This is a genomic window from Stenotrophomonas capsici (genome assembly GCF_034961085.1).
Classification (GTDB): Bacteria; Pseudomonadota; Gammaproteobacteria; order Xanthomonadales; family Xanthomonadaceae; genus Stenotrophomonas; species Stenotrophomonas capsici.
On record NZ_JAYFUH010000061.1, the window covers coordinates 1 to 25,380 of the forward strand.

Here is a 25,380-nt window from a genome sequence, read left to right on the forward strand (position 1 = left end):
CAGCCAGGACAGCACCGTGCGCATGCGCTCGGGCAGCGCCACGCTTTCATCGTAGGGGTGGCGCAGGCTGGCCTGGATGCCGTGGATGGGGGCTTCGCTGCCGGGCCAGGACCAGGTCGCGCTGGTGTAGCCGGCCTTTTCGACGGAGACCCAGATCGGCTCGCCACCCTCCCACCAGGTCGCGTTGCGGACCGACTGCGAATCGCCCACGCGGAACTGGCCGAGCGCGTCGCTCCACATGCTGTTGTGGATCAGGCCGTGGTGATCCGGGCGCAGCCCGGTGACCAGGGTGTAGTGGTTGGGGAAGGTCAGCGACGGGTACGACGGGCGCATGCCCACCGAGCGCACGCCTTCGCGCGCCAGGCGCGACAGGTTGGGGCTGTTGCCGCTGTCGAGCATGTCCGCGCGCAGTCCGTCGATGGACAGCAGGATGACAGTGGCGGGCGGAGTGGAATCGGCCGGGGCGCGATGCGGGGAGGAGGCACAGGCAACCAGCAGACTGGTGCCCAGCAACAGGAGCGGAAGGCGGTACGAAGTCATCCGCGCATGATAGTTCGCGCGCATGACGCGACGAATACGACTTTGGGGGCGGGAGCTTGCCGGGTTGGGTGGTTGGCGTGATGGCGATGGGCAGGGCGAAAGGCCAGGTTGGGAGGCAGGCCTCCATGGCCCGGCCCTTGGCGGCGCCGAAGGGAGGGCCGGGGAGGGCCAATGGCGCTGCCTGCCCCGGCCGGCAGGGGTCAACCAAACAGATCCGGCACCCGCTCGTCTTCCACCGGCACGCCTTCCAGTTTCAGCAGCGCCACCTTGGTCGGCAGGCCGCCACCGAAGCCGGTCAGGGCGCCGTTGTTGCCGATCACCCGGTGGCAGGGCAGCACGATCGGCAAGGGGTTGCGGCCGTTGGCGGCACCGACCGCGCGGGTGGCGGTGGGTTTGCCCAGGCGCTCGGCCAGTTCCTTGTAGCTCCAGGTCGCGCCGAACGGGATCTGCGCCAGCATCTGCCAGACATCGAGCTGGAAGTCGGTGCCGGCCGGGGCCAGGATCAGGTCGAACCGGCGGCGTTTGCCCTGCAGGTATTCCAGCAACTGGCGCCGCGGCTCGGCCACCGCGTCCGGGTCACGCTGCCATTGCTCGCGTCCCTTGGCGTCGTGCCGGTTCTCGGCGAACAGGATGTGGCGCACGCCGTTGTCGTCGGCGGCGACGGTGAGCGGGCCGATCGGGCTGTCGAAGCGGTCGTAGTAGATCGTCATGGTCAGGTCTCCTTGTTCGTTTCCGCGGCCAGGTGCCACAGGTGCAGCACGGCGTAGGCACGCCACGGCCGCCACGGCTGCGAGCGGCGTTCGGTGTCGCGTTCGCTCAGGCGTTGGCCTTCGCCCAGCACCTGCTGCAGGATCAGGTCGCCGGCCGGGAACGCATCGGGCATGCCCATCGCCCGCAATGCCATGTAATGCGCGGTCCACGGCCCGATGCCGGGCAGGGCGACCGCCTGCTGGACGAAATGCTCCAGCGTCTGCGCGCGGCTGAAGTCCAGGTGGCCTTCGGCGCAGGCGCGAGCGATGGCGCGCAGGGTGGCTGCACGCGTGCGCGGCAGGCCGATCGATTCCAGCGGTGCGTCCAACAGCACCTCCGGCGTCGGGAACTGGCGGTCCAGCCCTTCCGGCATGCCGTCCAGGTGCGCGCCGAAGCGGTCCACCAGGCGTCGCGCCAGGGTCGTGGCGGCGGCCACGCTGACCTGCTGGCCGAGCACCGCGCGCGCGGCGACCTCGAAGCCGTCCCAGCCACCGGGAATGCGCAACCCCGGACGCCGGGCGATGCCGCGGGCGAGCAGCGGCTCCTGCGCCAGCGTGGCATGCACGGTGCCCAGGTCGGCATCCAGGTCGAACACCCGGCGCACCCGCGCGACGATGGCCGGGATCGCGCGGGGGTCGGTCGTGCCCAGTTGCAGCCGCAGCTCCGGCCGGCGGGGATCGGCGGTGACCCGGATCAGGCTGGCGCTGCCGTTGCTGACGATCACGCGCTGGTAACTGTCATGGCCGATGCACTCGATGCCCGGCAGCGAGCGCTTGCGCAGGAAGGCCAGCATCAACGGGAAGTCCAGCGGCGGGCGGTAGGCCAGCCGCAGCACCGGCTCGCCGCCGGGCACCGCGCCATGCTGCTTGCGCAGTGCACTGGGGGGCATGCCGCAGCCGGCGAGGAAGGCACTGTTGAAGCGGCGCAGGCTGTTGAAGCCAGCGGCGAGCGCCACCTGCGTCACCGGCAGCGCGGTCTCGGTCAGCAACTGCTTGGCCAGCAGCAGGCGGCGGGTGGAATGCAGCTGCGCCGGGGTCGCGCCAAGCCGGGCCACGAACAACCGCTGCAGCTGGCGCGGGCTCAGTTCCATGGCCTGGGCCAGCGCATCGACCGGCTGGTCCTGCAGGATGCCTTCGTTGAGCAGTGCCAGGGCGCGGTGCAGGGTGTGGTCCTGCACCAGGCTGGCGTCGTCCGGGGACAGCTCCGGGCGACAGCGCAGGCACGGGCGGTAGCCCGCGGCCGTGGCCGCTGCCGCGCTGGGGTAGTAGCTGACGTTGCGCCGCTGTGGCGGCGGGGCGGGGCAGACCGGCCGGCAGTAGATGCCGGTGCTGCGCACGGCGGTGAAGAACAGCCCGTCGAAGCGGGCGTCCCGCGCCAGGCGCGCCTGTTCGCATTGCTCGTAGCTGGGCAGGGCTGGATTGTGCATGCGGCCAGTCTAGGCCGATCGGACCGTGCTGACTGGCCATTTCCGGACATCAATGCTCATGCCGAACCGTTGTTTAGGTTCAATTGAGGACATCGCGCCAAGGGGCACTAGACTGTGTGCACTTTCCGGCGCGCCTGCGCCCTGCATGGACCTGATTGCATCCCTATGTTGCCCAGATTCTGGTGGTCGCCGTTGTTGTGTGTCGGGCTGCTGGCCTGCAATGGGCAGGAGCAGGAGAAGAAGCCGGTGGCCGACCCGGCCACGGCGTTGGCGGCCGATGGCGACCACATGGTCTCGATCAACGCCGCCGACGCGCCGCCACCGCCGCCGGTGGTGGTGCCGGCCAAGGACCGTGAATGGCCGGAGCTGGTGCTGGAGAACGGCAAGGCATGGGTGAGCTGCGACACCGATTACAGCGGCGAGAACGGTGATGGCGCCGTGCTCGAGGCGCTGGACCGCAAGAGCCTGGACGCCGCGCTGGAGCCGTGCAAGGAGCGCGGGCTGGTGCGCGTGCGCTATGCGGGCAAGATCAACCCTTCCTTCGCCGGGCTGGTGTCGCGGCTGGCGGTGGTGGCCGATGCGATGAAGATCGGCAAGCGCATCCTGGACCTGGACTCCAGCGGCGGGCAGGTGGAAGCGGCGATCGTGGCCGGTGACAGCATCGGTGAGTCGGGCTGGACCATCTGGGTGCGCGAAGGCTCGATCTGCCACAGTGCCTGCGTGTTCGTGCTGGCCGCCGGCGACAACCGGCTGATCTCCGGCAAGGTGGGCATCCACCGGATGATGCGCATCAGTTCCACCGCCACCTCGCGTGCGGAATTGAACAAGGAGCTGCACGAGGTCTACGACAACGTGAAGGACTACCTGCAGCGCAACGGCGTGGCGGTGGGCGTGGCCGACCTGATGATGACCGTGCCCAACCGCAGCCTGCGCCTGCTGACCAGCGACGAACTCAAGCAGTACGGCCTGGATGGCACCAATGCGGTGCAGGACGACCTGGAGCGCATCAAGCAGATGCGCAAGTGCGGCGACGACTTCGTGCGCCGCAAGGACGCCTTCCTGATCGCCTTCGACCGCGAGTGCAAGGTTGAAGGCGCCGATCTGGAAGCGGTGAACAACTGCGGGCAGACGCTGAAGGAGCAGTTCGGCTTCCCGGACGAGGTGTGCCCGGACGAAAGCCCGTTGTCGGAAATCGACACCGCCCTGCTGGTGCCGCGGCCGGAGGCCACGCCTGACCCGCAGGCGCCGGCCACCGCGCCGGCCGCCGCCCAGCTGAATGCGCAGGCCGGCCAGCATTGACCTGAAATTTACAACGCCGGTCGCGCTTTCATGATTGGATGAGCGTCCCTTCAAGCGAACGCGTCATGGAGCCAATCATGCGTCCCAGTCATTTGTTGGTGCTGCTGTCCCTGGTCGGTGGAAATGCCCTGGCGCAGCAGGCGGCCCCCGCGCCGGCCGCTGCCCCGGCCGCCGCCGCAACGCAGGCCACGCGGGCACCGGGCCCGGCATTGAGTGCCGCACAGCAGGCGCAGGTGGCCCAGCAGGACGCGCAGATGACGCAGGCCGCGCAGCGCGTGGCGCAGCTGGTCGATGGCAACAAGGCCGCCGAAGTCTGGGACGGGGCCTCCGGGGTGGCCCGCAAGGCGGTGACGCGGGACCAGTTCGCCAGCAACATCAGCGCCGACCGCACCAAGCTGGGTGCGCTGGTGTCGCGCGGCAAGCCCTCGATCACCCGCGTGCAGTACCCGGCAGGCGCTGCGGTGCCGGAAGGCATCTACATCAACGTGAGCTTCCCGACCCGCTTCGCCAACAACGCACAGCCGGTGCGCGAACTGGTGTCCTTCCGCCTGGACGAAGACAAGGTCTGGCGCACCTCGGGCTACAGCGTGCGCGCGGCGACCAATTGACCGGTGGGAGCGGCCTCGGCAGCGACACTGGCTGAGCTATCCCCCGGCGCGACGACTGACCTTCCCGGGATGGCGGAGGTGGTCGCGGTGGCCCGGCGTTTCCGGCCTCGCGGCCGGAGCCGCTCCCACGGGTGGCTGATCCAGATCAATGAATCCTTACATCGCGCGGCCTACCCTGCGTCCCGGTGCGAAAGCGGAGCTGGATATGCGCAAGGTGGATGTACTGGTGGTCGGTGCCGGGCCGGCGGGATTGAGCCTGGCCCGGAGCCTGGCCGGCAGCGGCCTGTCGTTGGCATTGGTCGAGCCCCAGAGCGCGGCCGCGCTGGCCGAGCCGGCGTTCGACGGGCGCGAGATCGCGCTGACCCACGCCTCGCGGCAGATCCTGCAGGCCATGGGCATGTGGCAATGCATCGACCCGGCCGAGATCTCCCCGCTGCGCAGTGCCCGTGTCATGAACGGCAGCTCGCCGTTCGCGCTGGGCTTTGCCGCCGAGCGCGAGAACGTCGATGAACTGGGCTGGCTGGTGCCCAACCACCTGATCCGCAAGGCCGCCTGGGAGGTGGTGCAGGGGCAGCAGGGGCTGGAGCTGCTCGATGGCACCTCGGTCACCGCGATCGAAACCGGCACCGCCGGCAACACCGTCACCCTGGGCGATGGGCGCCGCCTGCAGGCCCGGCTGGTGGTCTCGGCCGACAGCCGCTTCTCCAGCACGCGGCGGATGATGGGGATCGGCGCGCAGATGCGTGACTTCGGCAAGTCGATGCTCGTCTGCCGCCTGCAATGCGAACGGCCGCATCACCATGAAGCCTGGGAATGGTTCGGCTACGGCCGCACGTTGGCGATGCTGCCGTTGCCGCGCAACCAGGCCTCGGCGGTGATCACGCTGCCGCCGCAGCAGGTCCAGGCATTGATGGCGATGGATGCGGCGCAGTTCGGTGCCGCCGTCACCGGCTTCTTCGAACGCCGGCTGGGGGAGATGGTGCCGGCCGGCACCCGCCATGTGTACCCGCTGGTCGGCGTGTATGCGCGCCGTTTCGTCGGCCCGCGCCATGCGCTGGTTGGTGACGCGGCGGTGGGCATGCATCCGGTCACCGCGCACGGCTTCAACTTCGGCCTGCAGAGCCAGCAGCGGCTGGCGGACCTGGTCACTGCGGCGGCGCAGCGGGGCGGGGACATCGGCGAGGCGGACCTGCTGGGCCGCTACGAGCGCAGCCACCGGCTGGCGACCCGGCCGCTGTACGAGGCCACCAATGCCATCGCCACCCTCTACAACGACAGCCGCCTGCCGGCCCGGCTGCTGCGCGGGGCCGCCTTGCGGGCCGCGCATGGGCTGGTTCCGTTCAGGAAAATGATCGCCGGGCACCTGACCCAGCGCCTGGCCTGATCCACCGGTAGGAGTCCCGGCCGCGAGGCCGGCGTCCCGTCCGTTGCCCTGATGCACGTCATCGCAAGGCGCCGGCAGGGCGGCAGCGCCGTCGGTTTCGCGGCCCAGGCCGCTGCTGCCGGTGTTATTCGGCGGCCAGGACGCGGATGCGGACGTCGCCCAGCTCGACCTGCTGGCCCGCGCGGATCTTGCAGGCCTTGCGCAGCTCGATCTGGCCATCCACGCTCACCTGGCCCTCGCCGATGATCATCTTGGCCTCGCCGCCGCTGGCCACCAGGTCGGTGAGCTTGAGCAGTTGCTTCAGTTCCACGTACTCGCGGTCCAGTTCGAAATCGATGGTCTGCATGGTGTTCCCGGGTAAAAAGCGGGCGTTATTGTGCGGCAAGGCGAACGGGGCAGGGGGCTGAACCCGTTGGCCATGTGGTGGCAAGCTGAACGGACATCGGCAAACCCCGCGACAGCAAGGGGGTTCTGGGCGCACAATATGCGTCTTTTCGCCCGCCCGTTCGCGGCGGTGCCCCCGGAGTTCCCATGTCCCAAGAATCCCCCGCGCCGCTGCTGTTCGCAGATCTCGGCCTCTCAGAGCCTGTGATGAAAGCGGTCGCCGACGTCGGTTACGAGACCCCGTCGCCCATCCAGGCCGCCACCATCCCGGCGATGCTGGAAGGCCGCGACGTGCTCGGCCAGGCGCAGACCGGTACCGGCAAGACCGGTGCCTTCGCGCTGCCGGTGCTGTCCAACATCGACCTTTCCGCCACCAAGCCGCAGGTGCTGGTGCTGGCCCCGACCCGCGAACTGGCCATCCAGGTCGCCGAGGCGTTCCAGACCTATTCGGCCTCGATGCCGGGCTTCCGCGTGCTGCCGGTGTACGGCGGCCAGCCCTACGGCCAGCAGCTGTCGGCCCTGCGCCGCGGCGTGCACGTCGTGGTTGGCACCCCCGGCCGCGTCATCGACCACCTGGACCGCGGCACGCTGGACCTGTCCGAGCTGAAGACGCTGGTGCTGGACGAAGCCGACGAAATGCTGCGCATGGGCTTCATCGACGACGTCGAGGCCGTGCTCAAGAAGCTGCCGGAGACCCGCCAGGTCGCCCTGTTCTCGGCCACCATGCCGCAGCAGATCCGCCGCATCGCCCAGACCTACCTGCGCGACCCGGTGGAAGTGACCATTGCGTCCAAGACCACCACCTCGGCCAACATCCGCCAGCGCTACTGGTGGGTGGCGGGCATGCACAAGCTGGACGCGCTGACCCGCATCCTGGAGGTGGAAACCTTCGATGCGATGATCATCTTCGCGCGCACCAAGGCCGGCACCGAGGAACTGGCCGGCAAGCTGCAGGCGCGTGGCCTGGCCGCGGCCGCCATCAACGGCGACATGCAGCAGGCCCAGCGCGAGCGCACCATCGGCCAGCTGAAGGAAGGCAAGCTCGACATCCTGGTCGCCACCGACGTGGCCGCGCGCGGCCTGGACGTGGAGCGCATCAGCCACGTGCTGAACTACGACATCCCGTACGACACCGAAAGCTACGTGCACCGCATCGGCCGTACCGGCCGTGCCGGCCGCAGCGGCGAGGCGATCCTGTTCGTCACCCCGCGCGAGAAGGGCATGCTGCGCCAGATCGAGCGCGCCACCCGCCAGCCGATCGAAGAGATGCAGCTGCCGAGCGTGGACGCGGTCAACGACCACCGCGTGAGCAAGTTCATGGACCGCATCAGCCAGACCCTGGCCAGTGGCGACATGGATTTCTACCGCGACCTGCTGCAGCGTTACGAAGGCGAGCACAACGTGCCGGCCATCGACATCGCCGCCGCGCTGGCCAAGCTGCTGCAGGGCGATGCCCCGTTCCTGCTGACCCCGCCGGTGCGCGAGCGCCGCGAGCCGCGCAGCGATCGCCCGGAGCGTTCGGAGCGTCCGCAGCGTGATGGCGGCTTCCCGCGCCAGCGCGAGGAGCGTGGCGAGCGTCCGGCCCGCTTCGAGCCGCGCTTCGAGCGTGGCCCGCGCCAGGACGACGAGCGCGGCCCGCGCCCGCCGCGTGGCGAAGGTGAGTTCGGCGAGCGTCCGCGCCGTGAGATGCCGCCGCGCAGCGCCCCGGAATTCGGCATGGAAACCTACCGCATCGAAGTGGGCCACCAGCACGGCGTGAAGCCGGCCAACATCGTCGGCGCCATCGCCAACGAGGCCGGCCTGGAAAGCCGCTACATCGGCCGCATCGACATCCATGACGGCCACTCGGTGCTGGACCTGCCGGCCGACATGCCCAGCGACGTGCTGCAGCACCTGAAGAAGGTGTGGGTGTCCGGCCAGCAGTTGCAGATGCGCAAGGTCGAGCCGGGCGAGGACGTCAACGCCGGCCCGTCGTTCAAGCCGCGCTTCAACAAGGACGGCAAGCCGGGCGGCCGTCCCGGCCCGCGTCCGGGTGGCCCGGGCGAGCGTCCGCGCCGTGACGGTGGCTTCAACAAGCCGCCGCGTGGCCCGCGCAAGTTCTGAGCCCCACGCCGGCACCTGCCTGCCTGAACAGCCCCGGGAAACCGGGGCTGTTCTGTTTCATGCCGGCACGCTGCACGCAGACGACAAGCTGAACACGCGACAGATTTCACGTGCTGCTGTCAGTGGGTTGTTGCGATAATCCGCCCAAGCGCGTCGGGGAACGCGAAAGGATGGTCATGGCGGAGGACGGGGGCGCGGTTGCGGGGCACAACAGGTGGGGCTGGACAGTGCGTTGGCTGTTCGTGCTGCTTGTCCTGTGGTTGCCGGCGCTGTCCCCGGCCCAGACGCCCCAGGTGGGCCGCGACCTGCTGCAGGTAGGGGCGGCCACCGACCAGCAGGCGCCGGTGCGCGCCTGCACGCCGGAGATCATGGCGCGCCTGCAGGAGCCGGTGGAGATCGACGCGCCGGCGGGCGGGTGGTCCGGTGCCCCTCAGGCGGTGGATGTGTTCAACATCTACGGCGGCGAAGTGATGATCAGCCATGGCGACCGCGAGGTATGCGGCCACATGCAGGACGCGCGCACCCGTGATTCCCGATTCCGTGCCGGCATCGGCATGGTGGTGGTGCCGCGCAAGGGCGACACCGACCCGATCCTGGTCGCCTGGGAAACCCCGCTCAAGTCGCGCTGGATTCCCACCGTGCGGCTGGGCGCGCCCAGCCCGGTGCAGCAGATCGACACCGCGCGCCTGTTGGTGCGCACCGCTTGCCTGGCGGTGGCCCTGGCCCTGGCGCTGTCGGCGCTGATGGGGTTCTTCACCACGCGTAGCCGCAACTTCCTGATGTACGTGCTGGTCTGCGCGCTGCTGGTGACCTGGCAGGCGATCCTCAGCGGGCTCAGCGGCTATCCCGAGCCGTGGTTGCCGCTGGGCCGCGCGGCGCCGGTGTGGATGGTAGCGGTCAGCGCACTCAGCTATGCGGTGATGGGCTGGGTGCTGTGGCGGATGAGCGGCGGTCGTCGCCTGCTGCCCGCATCGCGGCGTTGGGTGCTGGGCATGATGCTGGCCCTGCTGGTGGTGGCGCTGGCGACCCCGTTGATGTCCTGGCAGGTGCTGGGCTGGACGGCGGCGGCGCTGGACGACCTGTTCACGGTGATCTGCCTGGTGATCCTGCTGCTGGCGGCGGTATCGGTGCGGGCTGGGCGCTACACCGCGGTGGACGGGATCGTCGCGGTGGTGCCGCTGCTGCTGATGAACCTGGCCGACCTGCTCGGCAGCCGCCTGCTGGTGGAGTACCGGGTGGAGGTGATCCAGGTGGCCGTTACCTGGTTCCTGATGATGTCGGCCTATTCGCTCAACCGCGGCCTGGGCCAGCTGCGCCAGCAGCGTGACGAGATGCGCCAGCTGGCCGACACCGACACGCTGACCGGGCTGCCCAACCGGCGTGCCGGCCTGCGCCAGCTGGAGCGCTACCTGCGCGATGCCAAGGCCAGCCAGCAGCCGCTGTCGATCGGCTTCCTGGACATCGACCTGTTCAAGCAGATCAACGACCGCTACGGCCACGATGTCGGCGACGAGGTGCTGGTGTCGGTCGCCCGCACGCTGGAGGCCGGCGTGCGCAGCCGCAACGACGTGATCCGCATGGGCGGGGAGGAGTTCCTGATCCTGCTGCCCGGCAACAGCGCCGACCATGCGCTGCCACGGTTGGAGCAGCTGCGCGAACGGGTGACCCAGAACAGCCAGGCGCTGCAGCACGCGGGGCTGTTGGTCACCGCCAGCATCGGCCTGGCCGAGCTGGAGCCCGACGACCAGGACATGGCGGCGCTGCTGCGCCGTGCCGACAACGCGATGTACCGGGCCAAGCGGGGCGGGCGCAACCAGGTGGTGGATGCGCGCGACGAGCAGCAGATCGCCTGAACCACGCTGTCCCGGGACGGGGCGATGGCGGATAATCCGTCGATGACCAACCGACTCAACAAGCACATTGCCGAAACCGGCTTCTGTTCCCGCCGCGAGGCCGACCGCCTGATCAGCGCCCGCCGCGTCACCGTCAACGGCATCGTCGCCGGCACCGGCGCCGAGGTGGGCGAGGGGGACGAAGTCCGCGTCGACGGCCAGCCGCTGCGCGCACGCACCGTGCAGAAAAGCACCGGGCGCAAGCATGTCTACATCGCGCTGAACAAGCCGGTGGGCGTGACCTGCACCACCGAAAGTGCGGTGAAGGGCAACATCGTCGACTTCGTCGGCCATGAGCAGCGCATCTTCCCGATCGGCCGCCTGGACAAGGAATCCGAAGGGCTGATCCTGATGACCAGCAACGGCGACATCGTCAACCAGATCCTGCGCGCCGAGAACGGCCACCAGAAGGAATACCTGGTGGCGGTGAACAAGCCGGTCACCGACGAGTTCCTGCGCGGCATGGCCCGCGGCGTGCGCATCCACAACCAGATGACGCTGCCGTGCCGTACCTCGCGCATCGCCAAGTTCGGCTTCCGCATCATCCTGGAGCAGGGCCTGAACCGGCAGATCCGCCTGATGGCGGCCGAGTTCGGCTACCGCGTCACCCAGTTGCGCCGCGTGCGCATCGACAACATCAAGATCGGCGCACTCAAGCCCGGCCAGTGGCGCAACCTCACCGAACAGGAGCTGCGTGGCCTGCTGCCGCAACAGCGGGAGTGGTGAAGTGTGACTGCCTTGACGCGGTGATTCCGCCTCGCCGCTAGACTGGCGCCAGCCTTACCTTGACCACCGCACGATACGGAACCGCGCATGATCAAGCCTGCGATCCCTGCCAATGAATCCCAGCGCCTGGCTGCCCTGCAGCGCTACCGGATACTGGATACGCCGCGCGAGCAGGAATACGAAGACCTGGTGACCATCGCCCGCACCATCTGCGGCACCGCCTGCGGGGCGGTGACGCTGATCGACCGCGAGCGGCAATGGTTCAAGTCGATGCAGGGGCTCGAAGGCGAGCAGACCCCGCGCGAGGATGCCTTCTGCGCGCATACCATCCTGCGCCCGCAGGAGCTGACCGTGGTCGAGGACGCGCGGCTGGACGCGCGCTTCAGTGGCAATCCGTCGGTGGTGGGGGACCCGCACATCCGTTTCTATGCTGGCGCACCGCTGTTGAGCAGCGACGGCTACGCACTGGGCTCGCTGTGCGTGTTCGACTCGGTGCCCGGCGTACTGGGCCAGCGCCAGGCCGACGCGCTGCGCGCGCTGTCACGCCAGGTCGGGCGAATGATGGAGATGCGCATGCTGCGCCACGAGCTGGAACATCACCAGCAGGAACATGACTGGTACGAGGCCCGTCTGGGCGAGTACTACCTGCAGCTGGAACAGGTGAACAGCGAGCTGTCCGAGCAGACCCGCACCGATCCGCTGACCGGCCTGTCCAACCGCCGTGCGCTGGCCACCGCATTGAGCGAGGCCATCGAGCGTGCCGGCGAGGTGCCGCCGGCGGTGGCCATCGTCGACATCGACCATTTCAAGCTGGTCAACGATATCCACGGCCACGCCGAGGGCGACCGGGTGCTGACCGAGATGGCTGGCGTGCTGCGCGCGCAGTTTGCCGGGCGCGGCATGGCCGCCCGTTACGGTGGCGAGGAGTTCGTGATCCTGATGCCGGACACGCCGCTGCAGCAGGCCGAGCTGCAATGCCAGTACCTGCGTGAGTCGGTGGGCCTGCTGCCGATCGGGCTGCCGGTCACGGTCAGCATCGGCCTGGCCGCGCATCGTGCCGGCGAAAGCCCGCAGGACACCCTGCAACGTGCCGACAGCGCGCTTTACCAGGCCAAGCAGGACGGCCGCGACCGGGTGGTCGTGGCCACCTGACCGCGCCTACGCGGTGGCGGCCGGGCGCCGCCGGTTCAGCAGCGGGTGCAGGAACACGCCGCCGAGGATGATCGCCACGCCCAGGTAGAACTGCGGGGTCAGCTCATGCTGTTCGCGCAGGAACAGCATGGCCAGCACGATGGCGTAGACCGGCTCCAGGTTGGTCACCAACTGCACCGTGTAGGCGCTGAGGTGGCGCAGGGCGACCAGCGCCAAGGCGAACGGCAACAGCGTGCACAGGCCCGAAAGCGCCAGCAGCAACAGCCCGTCGTGCAGGTTGGGCAGCACCCACAGGTCGCTGGCCAGGGCCGGCAGCAGCACCGGCATGGCCGGGGCCAGCAGGGTCAGCGTGAGTACGCCGGCACCCAGTTCCAGGCCGGTGACGGTCAATGGGTCGGCGTGGCCGACCATGCGCTTGTTGAACGAGCCGAACACCGCCACCAGCAGGGCCGACAACGCGCCGACCGCCACGCCCAGGCGCATGCCGTCGGGAACGCCGCCCACCACCAGCGCCACGCCCGGCAGCACCACGATGCCCAGCGCCAGTTCCTTCATCTGGAACGGCCGACGCGCGATCCACGGCTCGATCACCGAGGTGAACACCGGCGCCAGCGCGATGCAGGTGGCCGCGACCGAAGCATTGGCCAGCTTCACCGAGCCATAGAACGTGAGCCAGTGCAGCGCCACCAGCGCGCCGATGCCGGCGTAGCCCAGCGCCACCTTCGGGCTGAGCGTGGACAGCCCGCGCCATACGCGCGGCAGCAGGGCCAGCATGGCCACCACCAGCAGCATGCGCCACCACACCAGCGGGAGGGCGGGCAGGGTGATCAGCTTGCCGAGGATGGCGGTAATGCCCCACAGCAGGACGCAGAAATGGATTTGCAGCAGGGCCTTGCGGTGTTCGTTCGTCGCCATCGGCGAATTGTCGCCGATGTGCCGACGCATTGCCGCATCGATCGCTTCAGTTTTGGTCGACGCGTTGCTGCAGCTGGCGCGCCGCGGCCGGGTTGCGGTGCTTGGCGGCGCTGATGAAGTACAGGTATACCTCGCGCCCCTCCGGCGCAGGCCTTGCAGGCGCGGCGAGGTGGGGCAGGTCGTGCGGGTCCTGTCCGCGCCGCCACGCCATCACGCGCTCGGCCCATTGCGCCAGTTCCGCCGCCGGGTAGCCGGTGTCGCAGGCATCGCGGCTGCGCATGAGCCGGGCATAGACGAAGTCCGCGCCGAGGTCGGCCGCGTTGGGGTAGTCCGGTGAGTCGGTGTAGACCAGTGCCAGGCCGTGCTGGCGGGCCAGGCCAACCAGCCGTTCGTCGAAGAACGCACGGTCGCGCACTTCCAGCGCGTGGCGCTGGCGGCGGCCGTTGACCTGCCGCGGCAGCAGCTGCAGGAACGCGGCGAAGTCGTCCGGGTCCAGCGTGCGACCGGCATCGAACTGCCACACCAGCGGACCGAGCCGGTCACCGAGGTGGCCGATGCCATCGATGAAGTCATCGATCTGCGCGCCGGTCCCGGCCAGCTTGCGGGCGCTGACGATGCGCTTGGGCGCCTTGGCCGAGAACACGAAACCTTCCGGCGTGGCATCGCGCCAGCCGGCGTAGATGGCTGGCTTCTGGGTGCCGTAGTAGGTGCCGTTGATCTCGATGCTGGTCAGCTGGCGGCTGGCGAACTCCAGCTCGCGGCGCTGCACCAGCCCGACCGGATAGAAGGTGCCGCCGCGCCACGGCACATAGGTCCAGCCGCCGATGCCGATATGGACCCCGGGGGTATTGGCCGTACCGGCAAACAAGTCGTTCAAGTCACACCCCGGGGCAGGAGCGGCCGTGGCCGCGAAGCCGTCAATGTACCCGCAAGCCAACCGGTGGGAGCGGCCTGGGCCGCGACATCGGGAATGTCCTGATCCGGGGATTCAACGGCTCGGCGGCCAAGGCCGCGCTTACGCGGCTTTCCAGGGGTCGTAGCTGCCGAACCACCACAGGTGGCCTTCCGGGTCACGGCAGGCGTAGCCGCGGCCGCCATAGTGCTGGTCGGCGATGTCGATGACGATCTCCGCGCCGGCTGCCTTGGCCCGGGCGTAGTGGGCGTCGGCGTCGCTGACGATCACGCAGGCGCTCTGGGTTTCCATGCCACCGACTTCGTCGGGCTGGATCATGTTGCTGCCCCATTCGCTGGGCTGCACCGAGCCGAGCATCACCATGCCGTTGCCGAATACCAGTTGGGCATGCAGCACGACGTTGCCCTCCTGGTAGACCGCGTGGCGCTGGAAGCCGAAGGCGTCGCACAGCCAGTCGATGGCGGCCGGGGCATCGCGGTAGCGCAGGCAGGGAATGATGGTGGCGGTGGTCGTGGCGGCGAGGTCCATGGCGGCCTCAGGGCAGGAACGGAAAGGCGAGCGTGGACGCGCTCGCGTTACCATCGCGAGAAGGCCGGCCCGGCCATGGGCCGGCATCGATCCAGAGGGAGAGCGCTTTGAATAAATGGTTTGGGGGCGGGCTGGTGCTCGCGATGAGCGTGGTGGCCCAGGTGGCCGATGCACAGGAGGCGGCGGTGCCGGCGGAGCTGCAGCAACTCGATGCCACGGTGGAGCGCGTGCGCCAGCAGTTCGACGTGCCGGGCGTGGCGGTGGCGGTGGTCAAGGACGGCAAGGTGGTGCTGGAGCGCGGCTGGGGCCTGCGCGAGTTGGGCAAGCCCGAGCCGGTGCAGGCCGACACGCTGTTCGCCATCGCCTCCAACACCAAGGCATTCACCGCCACCTCGCTGAACCTGCTGGCCGAGGAAGGCAAGCTGAAGATGGATGACCGGGTGATCGACCACCTGCCGTCGTTCCGCATGTCCGATCCTTACGTCACCGGCGAGATGCGCATCCGCGACCTGCTCTCGCACCGCAGCGGACTGAGCCTGGGCGCCGGCGACCTGCTGTTCTGGCCGACCACCAGCTACAGCAACGCCGAGGTGGTGGCGCGACTGGGCCAGGTACCGTTGAAGAACGGTTTCCGCGACCGTTACGCCTACGACAACATCCTGTACGCGGTTGCCCAGCAGGTGATCGAGAAGGTGTCCGGGCAGCCGTTCGCCGCGTTCCTGCAGCAGCGCATCTTCGACAAGGTCGGCATGGCCGGCACCCGCTACAACGCCGACCATCTCAAGCCCGGCGACAAGGCCGCCGTCGGCCATGCCAAGTTCGACTTCACCGACCTGCGCCCGGTGGCGCCGCTGACCTGGTCCAACAACGCCGGCGCCGGTGGCATCTACTCCAGCGTGCACGACCTGGCCAAATGGATGAACGTGCAGCTGGCCGAGGGCAAGCTGGCCGACGGCACGCCGCTGTTCAGTGAAAAGACCCAGCAGCAGATGTGGCAGATGCAGATCCCGCAGGTGGTGCCCAAGCCGTCGGTGCCGGAGCTGGAAGCCGCGCGCCCGAACTTCGCCGGTTACAGTGAAGGCTGGAGCCTGAGCGACTACCGCGGGCAGAAGCTGGTGTGGCACACCGGCGGCTGGCCGGGGCAGGTGTCGCGGCTGACGCTGGTGCCCGGGCAGGACCTGGGCGTGGTGGTGCTGACCAACCAGGAATCGGGTGCGGCCTTCAACGCCATCACCATGAGCGTGCTCGACGCGATGCTCGGGGCCCCGCCGCATGACTGGGTGGCGGCATATGCGGCCAGCGTCGCCAAGGCGCAGGACAACGCGGACGAAGGCTGGGCCCGGCACGTGGCTGCGCGTGACGCCAGGAGCACGCCCTCGCTGCCGCTGAGTGGTTATGCCGGCACATACCGCGATGCGTGGTATGGCGATGTGGTCATCGAGCAGAAGGGCGGCAAGCTGCGCCTGCGCTTCGGTGCCACCGCCGATCTGGTCGGCACGATGGAGCACTGGCAGCACGACACCTTCATCGTGCGCTGGGACAACCGCTCGCTCAACGCCGATGCCTTCGTCAACTTCAGCCTGACCCCGGACGGCAAGGTGCGCGAGGTACGGATGGAAGCGGTGTCGTCGCTGACCGACTTCAGCTTCGATTTCCAGGACCTGCTGCTCAAGCCCAAGGCGGAGTAAGCAGCGCGCCACGGTCCCGCGGCCACTGCGGGGATGGCGTTCCCGCCGTGGCATTGCCCGCGGCGCTTCGGAGGATCGTGGACGGGGAGGGCAACGGCGTCGCGGCCGGGATCGCTCCCGCTGGCGGGCAAGCGCATGCCGTAGACAGACACAACACAGGCCGCGATGGGACAATCGCGGCCTGTTCTGTTTTTGCAGGCCGTGGCGATGTTGCGCTGGTTCGAGTCGTTGATTCCCGTATTCCCGCCGGTGGATGCCCGCATGCCACCGCGCGGCGTGGTGCGTTTCTACCTGCATTACCTGCGCCCGGTGTGGCCGGTGCTGCTGGCCACGCTGGTGGCCGGCCTGCTGCTGGCGCTGGTGGAAGTGGCGATGTTCGACTTCCTCGGGCGCATCGTGGACATGCTCTCGGACAACGCGGGCCCGGGGTTCTTCCGGCGGCACGCAACGGAGCTGCTATGGATGGCCGGCATCACGCTGCTGGCGCGCCCGGTGCTGGTGGCCCTGCACAACCTGCTGGTCAACCAGGCCATCGTGCCGGGGTTGAGCAACCGCTCGCGCTGGCTGATGCACAACTACGTGGTGCGGCAGAGCCTGACCTTCTTCCAGAACGACTTCGCCGGCAGCGTCGCCAACCGGGTGATGCAGACCGGTACCTCGCTGCGCGAATCCGCCGTGCAGATGGTGGATTCGCTCTGGTACATCGTGGTCTACACCGGCACCGCGCTGTACCTGTTCGCACAGGTGGACTGGCGCTTGATGGTGCCGCTGGCCGTGTGGTTGGTGGCGTACGTGGCCATCGGCGTGTACTTCGTGCCGCGCATGAAGCAGCGGGCATGGATCGCCTCGGATGCACGGTCACGGGCCATGGGCCGCATCGTCGACGGCTACACCAACATCTCCACGCTCAAGTTGTTCGCGCACAGCGGGCACGAGCAGGCCTACGTGGCCGAGTCGATCCAGGAGCTGGCCGAGAAGCACCGCGCGCAGACCCGCATCACCACCGGGCTGGAGCTGGTGATCGCCATCCTCAACGGCTTCCTGATCGTCGGTACCTGCGGGCTGGCGCTGTGGTTGTGGAACGATCGCCTGATCAGCGTTGGCGCGATCACCCTGGCCACCGGCCTGGTGATCCGCATCCACAACATGTCCGGCTGGATCATGTGGACTGTGAACGGCATCTTCGAGGACATCGGCACGGTGCAGGACGGCATGGAAACCATCGCCCAGCCAATCGCCGTGCAGGACCAGGCCGATGCCGTGCCACTGCAGGTGCATGCCGGCGCGGTGGACTTCAAGGACGTGCACTTCCACTACGGCAAGCGCGGCGGCGTGATGGCCGGGCTGAACCTGTCGGTGAAGCCGGGCGAGAAGATCGGCCTGGTCGGCCCGTCCGGTGCCGGCAAGTCCACCCTGGTGAACGTACTGCTGCGCCTGTACGACCTGGAGAGCGGACGCATCCTGATCGACGGGCAGGACATCGCCCGCGTCACCCAGGACAGCCTGCGCGCGCAGATCGGCGTGGTGACCCAGGACACCTCGCTGCTGCACCGTTCGATCCGCGACAACCTGCTGTACGGGCGCCCGGATGCGACCGAAGACCAGGTGCGCGCGGCCGTGGCCAAGGCGCGTGCGGAAGGCTTCATCGACGCGCTGGTGGACGGGCAGGGCCGGCAGGGTTACGACGCGCATGTCGGCGAGCGCGGCGTGAAGCTCTCCGGTGGCCAGCGCCAGCGCATCGCCATCGCGCGGGTGCTGCTGAAGGATGCGCCGATCCTGATCCTGGACGAAGCGACCTCGGCATTGGATTCGGAAGTGGAAGCGGCGATCCAGGACAGCCTGGACGAGCTGATGGGCAACAAGACGGTGATCGCGATCGCGCACCGGTTGTCGACCATCGCGCGGATGGACCGGCTGGTGGTGATGGACCAGGGCAGGATCGTGGAGACCGGCACCCATGCCGAGCTGGTCGCCGCCGGTGGCCTGTACGCGCGCTTGTGGGCGCGCCAGACCGGTGGGTTCGTGGCGGCCGATGCCTGAGCCCGGAACGGCCCTCACCCCAACCCCTCTCCCGCGCTGCGGGAGAGGGGCCAGTAGACGGCGAATCGAAACAATGCGAGCCCCTGTCCCGCATGGCGGGAGAGGGGTTGGGTAAGGGCAGAGACGCGCCGGGCTAGCCGAGCAGCACCCGCCCAAGCACGGCGACAGCGGCAGCCACCACGACCGCCAGCACCATCAGCCAGGCGCGGCGTGTACGCCGGTCCGCCGCCGCAGCGCCGGCGGCAAACAATGCGCTGCGGCGTGCGTCGCTGGCGGCCATCAGGGCGCGGGCGCGTTGCCCGCCTTCCTCTGCCGGAACACGGCCAGCCTTGATGTCCTCGGCGATGCGTTCAAGTTGCTGCATCGTCTCGGTCTGCAGTCTGTGCAGTTCAACGATCGGGTCGTGGTGGGGCATGCGGGCCTGGCGCGATCTCATGGCTCGGTGTGGTGTGACTGCAACGCCTGACGGATCACGCGCGACAGGATGGCAGGGTCGTTGGCGGACAGGTGTTGCCCAAGCCGCACCAGGCCAATGCCGAAGGCGGCCATCAACACGCCGGGCAGGGCGGCCGGGATCAGCATCGGGTCCATCCTGCCAAGCTGCACGACGCTGATCGTCGTCCCCAGCACGCAGAAGCCCAGCCAGAACACCATCAAGGCATGCACGAGCGCGGGCGGCGCGAAGCGGCCGTGCAGCGCGCAGCCCTGCGCGGTGTCCACGAAGTGGCCACGAAAATGCGGCTTGAACGAGTTGCGCAACGCGCTGCGGTGATACAGGTTCACCCGTGCGGCCTCCACCGAACCGACGATGGTGCCGGTCGCGGTGATGTTGCCGCGTGCGGTGGCCGCGCGCAGGTTCTGCACGGCCTGCGCGCGCGGCAGCGGGCTGGGGAACACGGCAGGCGTACGGGGGAACAACCAGGTCCAGAAAGGCATGCGTTTCGGTCGGTGCGTGGCAGGACACGATAGCTGCCCACCCCCGCGCATGGCTATCGGCGGGTGGTGCCGGCGGCGCGTGCGGCCTTCTTCACCAGCGTGGTGACCTTCTTCTCCACTACAGGGGTGAGCGCGGTGAGCGCGAACGAGGTGGGCCACATGTCGCCGTCGTCGAGTGCGGCACTGTCGTTGAACCCCAGCGTGGAATAGCGCGCGCCGAACTTGCTCGCGCCCTGGAAGAACACCACCACCTTGCCGTCGGCATTGGCATAGGCCGGCATCCCATACCAGGTCTTGGGTGACAGTGCCGGCGCGGTGGTGGTGATGATCCCGTGCAGCTGTCCGGCCATGTCGCGCTCGGCCGCTGGCATCTCGGCAATGCGGGCCAACACCTCGGCCTCGCCCTCGGCTTTCCTGCGGCCGGCCTTGGCCTCGGCCGCCAGTTCGCGGGCGCGCTCCTTCATGGCGGCACGTTCTTCGGCGCTGAATCCGGACTTGCTCATGACGGTGGCTCCTGGGGAAACACGCGCTTTATAGCGCGGATTCGGCCGGTTGGCGTCGTCCATCGTGGCCGGGCCGGCATCGCTCAGTCGTCGGGTTGGCCGATCCAGAGCCGATTGCCGTCCGGGTCCTGCAACCGGAACTCGCTCATCCCATAGAACGTGGTTTCCAGCGGTGGTACCTCCAGGCCGTTCTGTCGCGCTTGTGCATGGAAGGCACGCAGGTCATCGGGATAGAGATAGAGCACGGCGCTGCGCGCACTGCCGGCCGCTGGATTGATGGACTGATCGAGCATGACCTGGCAGGGGCCGCAGCGCAGCATCGCCCAACCCCAGGCGTCATTGTGGTCCTCGACCTCGAAGCCGAGCTTGCGGTAGAAGGCGATGCTGGCCGGCAGGTGCGTCACCGGCTGCATCGGGATCAGCTGTTTCAGGGTCATGGCGGGGCATCCGGCAGCGACGGGTTGCCCACTGTAGCGCCGGGTTCAGAGCAGGCCGTTCACGGCCATGGCCGACGCGCCCAGCAGGGCGGCCAGCACCGCCAGCACGCACAGGCCATAGCGCAGGTGGAACGGGATCGGCACGCGGCCAAGCTCGCGTTCGGTGGTGCGCGCATCCAGGATCCAGCCATGGTTGCATTGCAGGCAGGCCAGTTGGTAACGCTTGTCGTAAGCGAAGCCGAACAGCATGTCGAAGCTGCCGTACTTGTAGCGCAGCTGCTTCTGGAATGCGGTGAGCTGGCCACATTTCGGGCAGTGACGTTGTTCGGGTTCGCCCAGCGCGACCACGCGCTCGCCCTGGCCGATCAGGAACATCATTGCCAGGCGTCCTCGACGTTGGCCAGCACCTCGCAGTCACAGTAGCCGCCGTTGGCCTGCAGCCACGGCACCACCGTGGCTTCGTCGAGCGCCTGCTGTTGCAGGAACTGGCGGGTGAACCGCAGCGAATGGTCGCAGCCGGCCTCCAGTGCCTGGTCAAGGTGATCGAACAGGGCCGTCAGTGCTTCCCGCGGCAGCGGCAGCGCCGCGATGGCCTGGGCGTGATGCTGCTCGGCGAGCCCGCGCAGCAGGGCTTTGCGACGTTCGAGTTCGGCGTTGGAAGGCATGCGATGCGCCTGTCTGCGTGGGAGGTAAGTGCGGGGAAGCCGGCGCTCGCGCCGACGCTCATGGCCGCGGGCGAATGATCACGTACTGCTTGCGGAACTCCGTGCCGGTACCTGCCCATTGCCGGGCGTACTCGACTAGGGCGGGCAGTGCATCGGGATGGTCCTGCCCGTTGATGCGGCAATCGGCGCTGAAACTCCCATCGTCGGCACGACTGGCGAACAGGCGCACGCCGAGGAACTGCTCCGCGCGCAGGACCGGCATGAAGGCCTCCAGGCTCCGGGTGAGCAGGCAGCACGGGCAGAACGGGTGCTCCTCGTCGGCATCCACCGGCTCGGAGGCGTAGTGCGCGACCGGGCCCAGCACGATCTGGCGCACCGCCTCCGGCGCCTGTTCCGAGGCGGGCAGGGTGATTTCCATCAACGCGCAATGCCGTGGATCGGCTTGGACTGCATCGGACAGGGTTGCCAGATCCATCTGCGCCCAGCTGCGGAAGCCGCTCGACATCGAGGCCTGCTCATCGGCACCCATTGCATGCTGGAACTCGACCAGCCCTTCGGTGAAGAACGTGGGGTGCCTGGCCGTGGTGACCGTCGCAGTGCGTACGTTGCCGTTGTCGAAGCGGAACGTCTCGATATGTTCGACGCCCAGCGTGATGCCGCTGGACAGGTGTACCTGCCCATCGACGAGGCGGGCGTGCGGGTCCGATGCCCTGGTCGCTTCGAGCAGCAGCCGAAGTGGCAAGGCCGGCTCGGGCGCCGGCGGACCTTTGAAGAACCTGCTGAAAATACCCATGGAATCCGGCTTCCTGCCCAATGATGTGATCGCGGGTGTTGTGCGAGGCAGGCCTCAGCGCTGCGGCTCGACCACCACGGCGGTGCCATAGCACAGCACTTCGGTCAGGCCGGTCATCAGTTCGGTGGCGTCGTAGCGGACCGCGATGATGGCATTGGCGCCGAGCATGCGCGCGTGCTGCACCATGTCGCGGTAGGTCTCGTTGCGGGCCTGCTCGCACAGCTCGGTGTAGATGGTGATGTTGCCGCCGAACAGGGTCTGCAGGCCGCCGATGAAGTTGCCCACGACCGAGCGCGAACGCACGGTGATGCCGCGCACCAGGCCCAGGCTGCGGGTGACGCGCAGGCCGGGCAGTTCCATGGCGGTGGTGACCATGGCATCGGTGAGGTGAGGGGTTGCGGCGGGGATCGCGGGGGAGTTGTAGGGGTCAGCCATCGGGGTTCCTGGGATTGAGGGACGCGGCTGGATGCGGGCGTGCGATCCCTGCCGTCCTGGTTCCGTACAGCGGTGGATTCTATCCAGAACCCACTCCCGCGGTATCAGCCGGTCATCTGCCGATGGAGCAGGAAGGCGCCGGCAGCGACACCGGCCCAGACCAGCAGGCCGACCAGAGCGCACGCCGCATCACCGGGTTCCTTGCCGGGGCGGAACAGACGGATCACCACGTGGCCGGTACCCTTGAGCAGGATCTCGAAGACCAGCTCGAACAGCATGCGGCCGACGACGCGCAATGCGCCACGCAGGGCTTCGCCGGCCAGGTCATCCAGGGGCATCGAGCAGGGGCCTCGACGGTTCCGGAGGGCTCAGGGCCGCGACGGCTGCGCGCGGCGCAGGTGCTGCTCGAGGTTTTCCAGCAACACGTCGTCTTCGATATGGAAGATTTCCGGAACCGGCTCGCGCGGCGCGGCGGCGATGACGATCAGCTGGCCCAGTCGCAGGTCGGGCGAGGTTTCCCAAAGCGCGCGAAGCGTGGCCAGGACGGTGTCGATGCGGGCGGGGTCTCTCATGCGTGTTCCGGTGCGGCGGGTGGGAGGGGAATCAGTCAGGGGCCTGCGTGGGATCCATCCTGGTCGCTTGCCTGCGGTGCTGCGGAGATCACCTGTTCGATCCAGTGATGGTAGTGGCTCAGGCGGACGTTGCAGGCGGTCTGTCCGTAGCGGCCGGGACGGGCGGTCATCACGTTGCCCTGCACGACCTTCCAGGAGGCCAGCCCTGCCAGCTGCCATTGCGCGCCGGACTGGAGCAGTACCGGGCCGCCGCTGTCGCCATTGCCGAGCATGCCCTCAAGCGGAAGGCCATCCGGTGGTGCATCGAAGACGTAGCAGAGCCAGCGGCCATACGCACTGGTGACGGTGTTGAACGCACGCCGCAACCCGGTACGGTTGGGCCCTCGTGGATCATGCCCATCGGCGCCGGTGCCGGTGGCCCCTTTTCCCAGCAGCGTGACGCGTTTGCCGGGCTCGTCGCTGCCGCTGTACAGGCGGATCGGCGGGATGTCGGTGATGGGTTGGCGCAAGCGGATCAGCGCGATGTCGTCCGAGCCGCCAAGGAAGACCACCAGCAGCATCGCTTCACCGCTGGCCATCGCCTGGTCGATCAGCGCCTGCGGCGGGGTGCGGTACCCCGGGTGGGTGACGACCCGCTCCACGTCCCGTGCCACCCCGTTGATGACCACCTGTTCGAGACGACCCTGGCGGGGGAGCGTGTGTGCGGCGGTCACCGCCCATTGCGGCGCGATCAGCACGCCGTGTCCTTCGCCGGGCATGTCGACCAGCGCCGGCAGTTCGGATGCCGGTATCCGGTACTGCGCATCATCGACATCGTGGCGGATGACGATGGCCGCCGCGTTCGTGGAGGTGGCGAGCAGTGATGCCAGGAGCAGGGCGCGGATCATCGGAAGGCCTTGTTGGAAGGGGCGAGCGCGGGGCTCAACAGGGTATTGCCACCGCATGCGCAGACGCGCTGGGTGCCGCGCCGCCTACTGCGCGAAATCATCGACTGCGGGTGGAACGGCCCGGGTCAGGCGCAGTTCGCGCTGACCCAGCGGTTGAACGGGTCTGCCGCGTCCTTGATATGCATGTCTTCGGGATGTCTGACGATCTCGGTGCCGACCTCCGGGATGGTCGTGGCGAACCGGCTGCGGACCCACTGCTGGTAGGCCGCATTCGGATGAACGACGAATTCGCCCTCGCGTGGCGGCGGCGATCCCAGTTCACCACCCCAGCAGATTTCGTCGTAGCCGATGGCCAGCAGTCGCAGGAAATCGAGCGCATCATCGGCCAGCACGCAGACGGTGACCGAGCCGGAGCCCGAGCCCAGATGGACGATCTTCTGCGTGCCGTCGGGCGCGAGCCAGAGTGCCGCCATCGATCCTTCCGCGCCGGTCTTGGCGAACACGCAGAGCCGGTCGAGTACTTCGGCACGCGCGTGGCCGAACCAGTACTTCAGGTTGGCATTGCCCTCGGCAAAGAAGGTGATGTTGGTTCCGCCCTGACGCTCGTCGTCCGCCCAGCTCTCGCGCAGGGCTTCCTCGGGGAACAGGAAACCGATGCGGGTGCTGTCCGGCCGGTCGATGTAAAGGCCGTTGTCCTCGATCCAGCCAAACAGTGCCTTCAGCGCCGGCGGCAGATGCATGCCGGGCAACAACGTACGGGTGATCTGCGCTTCCAGGGTTTCCACGGGCATGCGTCCTGCTGTCCTGTCTGAAATGGCCGGGTAGATGCGAGGCCCCGGCATGTGCTGCGGATGATGCCACAGGGCAATGGCCGCGCTCCGGCGGAGCACGTGCAGCACGGCAGCGACGCCAGGTGCCTACCAGTGGTTGTCGCCGCCCCCCAGGAAGTTCGGCCGCGTGTACTGCTGTGATGCATGCAACTGCCAGCGGATGCGCGTGCAACCGGCGATGATCGCCTCGAAGGGATGATCGGGGCCGACCGCCGATTGGGACCATTCGCCCCCCAGGTCGCCGGAAGCACGGGTGATCCGCCACGTCGGTGCGAGTTGCCACGCAAGCGCGAGCAGGGCCGCTTCGGTCGCCTCATGGGATCCGGTGGCGTGGTGGACTTCGAACGTCACATGCGCCTCCTTGCGGCCCTCCCACACGAGCCGCTCCACCATCGGTGAAACGGCGGTGAAACCCGCCAGGCGCTCCAGCTTGCGCAGCATCTGGCCATGTTGTGGGCCGCCATGGGTGACGTGCCAGAGGGAAACGATGGGATGCATTCGCGGGGATGCCGGGTTCGATTCGAGGAAGGGCAGGGCGCAGGGGGCGTCAGTGGCCGGTCAGCAGGATTTCGCGCAGCCGTGCCTCGACCCGCGCCCGGTCGAGGAAGGGACGCAGCGTTGGCCAGTTCCTGGCCGACTTTCGCCGGAGGCGCACCTGCGCATACACCAGCCCGGCCAGGAAAAAGCCTGCCATCAGCAGGGCATGGGGAAGGCTGGGGCGGCCGAAGAAATGGAAGCAGGACGCCGTGATCACCGCGATCGAGATCCAGGCCGGTAGATCACTCCACCCCGATGACGCCTTGCCGGGGGAGTCGATCTCTTTCAGGAGCTGCTCGAGTACCTTTCGCTCGTCGCTGGGATGCATGGAGGTGTCCGTTGGGTGCCATGAGGCGGTAGTGGTCCTGTCCGCAATGCTGCACGGAAATGGACCGCGGCGAAACCGTGCGCAGAGTCAGGCAGAGCGTGGCGCGCAT

30 protein-coding genes are annotated in these 25,380 nt (G+C 68.4%); 9 read left to right on the top strand and 21 right to left on the bottom strand.

Annotated elements, in window-relative coordinates:
- The 3 genes from VA603_RS01845 to VA603_RS01855 all read right to left on the bottom strand — a co-directional run.
- The coding region (locus tag VA603_RS01845) for an alkaline phosphatase family protein (protein ID WP_323437779.1) at positions 1 to 540 on the bottom strand (540 nt) is incomplete at its 3' end.
- 200 nt (positions 541 to 740) lie between these two features.
- Entirely contained in the window at positions 741 to 1,250 is a 510-nt protein-coding gene (locus tag VA603_RS01850; RefSeq protein ID WP_132864596.1) for a methylated-DNA--[protein]-cysteine S-methyltransferase, read from the bottom strand.
- A 2-nt stretch (positions 1,251 to 1,252) separates the two neighbouring features.
- Complete coding sequence (locus VA603_RS01855; RefSeq protein WP_323437780.1) at positions 1,253 to 2,716, bottom strand: AlkA N-terminal domain-containing protein; 1,464 nt, start codon at positions 2,714 to 2,716, stop codon at positions 1,253 to 1,255.
- 165 nt (positions 2,717 to 2,881) lie between these two features.
- Here VA603_RS01855 and VA603_RS01860 point away from each other — a divergent pair, with 165 nt between their 5' ends.
- From VA603_RS01860 to ubiM, 3 genes are all read left to right on the top strand, one after another.
- Positions 2,882 to 4,015, top strand: a complete 1,134-nt coding sequence (locus VA603_RS01860; protein WP_323437781.1) for a COG3904 family protein — start codon at positions 2,882 to 2,884, stop codon at positions 4,013 to 4,015.
- A gap of 77 nt (positions 4,016 to 4,092) precedes the next feature.
- Positions 4,093 to 4,623, top strand: coding sequence for a DUF4019 domain-containing protein (locus VA603_RS01865; RefSeq protein WP_132864593.1), 531 nt, complete (start codon positions 4,093 to 4,095; stop codon positions 4,621 to 4,623).
- Between the two features lie 205 nt (positions 4,624 to 4,828).
- Complete coding sequence (ubiM, locus tag VA603_RS01870; RefSeq protein ID WP_313255415.1) at positions 4,829 to 6,007, top strand: 5-demethoxyubiquinol-8 5-hydroxylase UbiM; 1,179 nt, start codon at positions 4,829 to 4,831, stop codon at positions 6,005 to 6,007.
- Between the two features lie 124 nt (positions 6,008 to 6,131).
- On the opposite strand, the gene VA603_RS01875 is transcribed toward ubiM, so the two are convergent.
- A complete protein-coding gene (locus VA603_RS01875; protein ID WP_132864591.1) occupies positions 6,132 to 6,353 on the bottom strand; it encodes an RNA-binding S4 domain-containing protein in 222 nt (73 codons plus the stop codon).
- Positions 6,354 to 6,538: 185 nt separating this feature from the next.
- Between VA603_RS01875 and VA603_RS01880 the strand changes: the two genes are divergently transcribed.
- The 4 genes from VA603_RS01880 (at position 6,539) to VA603_RS01895 (ending at position 12,264) form a co-directional block, all read left to right on the top strand.
- Positions 6,539 to 8,494, top strand: coding sequence for a DEAD/DEAH box helicase (locus VA603_RS01880; RefSeq protein WP_323437782.1), 1,956 nt, complete (start codon positions 6,539 to 6,541; stop codon positions 8,492 to 8,494).
- A gap of 176 nt (positions 8,495 to 8,670) precedes the next feature.
- On the top strand, positions 8,671 to 10,347 hold the full coding sequence (locus VA603_RS01885) for a sensor domain-containing diguanylate cyclase (protein ID WP_425603641.1): 1,677 nt from the start codon (positions 8,671 to 8,673) through the stop codon (positions 10,345 to 10,347).
- A gap of 42 nt (positions 10,348 to 10,389) precedes the next feature.
- Positions 10,390 to 11,112, top strand: coding sequence for a pseudouridine synthase (locus VA603_RS01890; protein ID WP_132864589.1), 723 nt, complete (start codon positions 10,390 to 10,392; stop codon positions 11,110 to 11,112).
- A gap of 87 nt (positions 11,113 to 11,199) precedes the next feature.
- Positions 11,200 to 12,264: a GGDEF domain-containing protein gene (locus VA603_RS01895; RefSeq protein WP_323437784.1), complete on the top strand. Its 1,065-nt coding sequence runs from the start codon at positions 11,200 to 11,202 to the stop codon at positions 12,262 to 12,264.
- 6 nt (positions 12,265 to 12,270) lie between these two features.
- Here the strand turns inward: VA603_RS01895 and VA603_RS01900 are convergent, their stop codons facing one another.
- The 3 genes from VA603_RS01900 to VA603_RS01910 form a co-directional block, all read right to left on the bottom strand.
- The gene (locus VA603_RS01900; RefSeq protein ID WP_132864587.1) at positions 12,271 to 13,179 is read right to left on the bottom strand and encodes a DMT family transporter; all 909 of its coding nucleotides are present in this window, start codon (positions 13,177 to 13,179) and stop codon (positions 12,271 to 12,273) included.
- A gap of 46 nt (positions 13,180 to 13,225) precedes the next feature.
- Positions 13,226 to 14,056: a DUF72 domain-containing protein gene (locus VA603_RS01905; protein WP_323437785.1), complete on the bottom strand. Its 831-nt coding sequence runs from the start codon at positions 14,054 to 14,056 to the stop codon at positions 13,226 to 13,228.
- 138 nt (positions 14,057 to 14,194) lie between these two features.
- Positions 14,195 to 14,620, bottom strand: a complete 426-nt coding sequence (locus tag VA603_RS01910) for a VOC family protein (protein ID WP_192286368.1) — start codon at positions 14,618 to 14,620, stop codon at positions 14,195 to 14,197.
- Positions 14,621 to 14,727: 107 nt separating this feature from the next.
- Here VA603_RS01910 and VA603_RS01915 point away from each other — a divergent pair, with 107 nt between their 5' ends.
- Both VA603_RS01915 and VA603_RS01920 read left to right on the top strand, forming a co-directional pair.
- Positions 14,728 to 16,308 carry a serine hydrolase gene (locus tag VA603_RS01915; protein WP_425603642.1) on the top strand — a complete coding sequence of 527 codons (1,581 nt, stop codon included), beginning with the start codon at positions 14,728 to 14,730 and terminating at the stop codon, positions 16,306 to 16,308.
- A gap of 207 nt (positions 16,309 to 16,515) precedes the next feature.
- Positions 16,516 to 18,348 carry an ABC transporter ATP-binding protein gene (locus tag VA603_RS01920; protein WP_192286367.1) on the top strand — a complete coding sequence of 611 codons (1,833 nt, stop codon included), beginning with the start codon at positions 16,516 to 16,518 and terminating at the stop codon, positions 18,346 to 18,348.
- A gap of 133 nt (positions 18,349 to 18,481) precedes the next feature.
- Here the strand turns inward: VA603_RS01920 and VA603_RS01925 are convergent, their stop codons facing one another.
- The 14 genes from VA603_RS01925 to VA603_RS01990 all read right to left on the bottom strand — a co-directional run bounded on the left by VA603_RS01925 (position 18,482) and on the right by VA603_RS01990 (position 25,271).
- A complete protein-coding gene (locus tag VA603_RS01925) occupies positions 18,482 to 18,763 on the bottom strand; it encodes a hypothetical protein (protein WP_132864582.1) in 282 nt (93 codons plus the stop codon).
- A 17-nt stretch (positions 18,764 to 18,780) separates the two neighbouring features.
- Complete coding sequence (locus tag VA603_RS01930; RefSeq protein WP_323437786.1) at positions 18,781 to 19,284, bottom strand: hypothetical protein; 504 nt, start codon at positions 19,282 to 19,284, stop codon at positions 18,781 to 18,783.
- A 53-nt stretch (positions 19,285 to 19,337) separates the two neighbouring features.
- Positions 19,338 to 19,787 carry an iron chaperone gene (locus VA603_RS01935; protein WP_132864580.1) on the bottom strand — a complete coding sequence of 150 codons (450 nt, stop codon included), beginning with the start codon at positions 19,785 to 19,787 and terminating at the stop codon, positions 19,338 to 19,340.
- An 83-nt stretch (positions 19,788 to 19,870) separates the two neighbouring features.
- On the bottom strand, positions 19,871 to 20,224 hold the full coding sequence (locus VA603_RS01940) for a VOC family protein (protein WP_132864579.1): 354 nt from the start codon (positions 20,222 to 20,224) through the stop codon (positions 19,871 to 19,873).
- Between the two features lie 45 nt (positions 20,225 to 20,269).
- A complete protein-coding gene (locus tag VA603_RS01945; protein ID WP_225591581.1) occupies positions 20,270 to 20,602 on the bottom strand; it encodes a hypothetical protein in 333 nt (110 codons plus the stop codon).
- Entirely contained in the window at positions 20,599 to 20,889 is a 291-nt protein-coding gene (locus VA603_RS01950) for a DUF2695 domain-containing protein (RefSeq protein WP_132864578.1), read from the bottom strand. The genes VA603_RS01945 and VA603_RS01950 overlap by 4 nt, the downstream gene beginning before the upstream one ends.
- Before the next feature lie 58 nt (positions 20,890 to 20,947).
- Positions 20,948 to 21,682: a DUF6348 family protein gene (locus tag VA603_RS01955; RefSeq protein WP_323437787.1), complete on the bottom strand. Its 735-nt coding sequence runs from the start codon at positions 21,680 to 21,682 to the stop codon at positions 20,948 to 20,950.
- Between the two features lie 54 nt (positions 21,683 to 21,736).
- Complete coding sequence (locus VA603_RS01960; RefSeq protein WP_192286360.1) at positions 21,737 to 22,117, bottom strand: YbjQ family protein; 381 nt, start codon at positions 22,115 to 22,117, stop codon at positions 21,737 to 21,739.
- Between the two features lie 104 nt (positions 22,118 to 22,221).
- Complete coding sequence (locus tag VA603_RS01965; protein WP_313255445.1) at positions 22,222 to 22,455, bottom strand: hypothetical protein; 234 nt, start codon at positions 22,453 to 22,455, stop codon at positions 22,222 to 22,224.
- A gap of 30 nt (positions 22,456 to 22,485) precedes the next feature.
- Positions 22,486 to 22,689, bottom strand: a complete 204-nt coding sequence (locus tag VA603_RS01970) for a hypothetical protein (RefSeq protein WP_192286359.1) — start codon at positions 22,687 to 22,689, stop codon at positions 22,486 to 22,488.
- 35 nt (positions 22,690 to 22,724) lie between these two features.
- Positions 22,725 to 23,576, bottom strand: a complete 852-nt coding sequence (locus VA603_RS01975; RefSeq protein ID WP_323437788.1) for a S1 family peptidase — start codon at positions 23,574 to 23,576, stop codon at positions 22,725 to 22,727.
- A gap of 125 nt (positions 23,577 to 23,701) precedes the next feature.
- Positions 23,702 to 24,367, bottom strand: coding sequence for a hypothetical protein (locus VA603_RS01980; RefSeq protein WP_323437789.1), 666 nt, complete (start codon positions 24,365 to 24,367; stop codon positions 23,702 to 23,704).
- Between the two features lie 126 nt (positions 24,368 to 24,493).
- Complete coding sequence (locus VA603_RS01985) at positions 24,494 to 24,847, bottom strand: hypothetical protein (protein WP_323437790.1); 354 nt, start codon at positions 24,845 to 24,847, stop codon at positions 24,494 to 24,496.
- Positions 24,848 to 24,953: 106 nt separating this feature from the next.
- Positions 24,954 to 25,271, bottom strand: coding sequence for a hypothetical protein (locus VA603_RS01990; RefSeq protein WP_323437791.1), 318 nt, complete (start codon positions 25,269 to 25,271; stop codon positions 24,954 to 24,956).
- Positions 25,272 to 25,380: the final 109 nt, after the last annotated feature.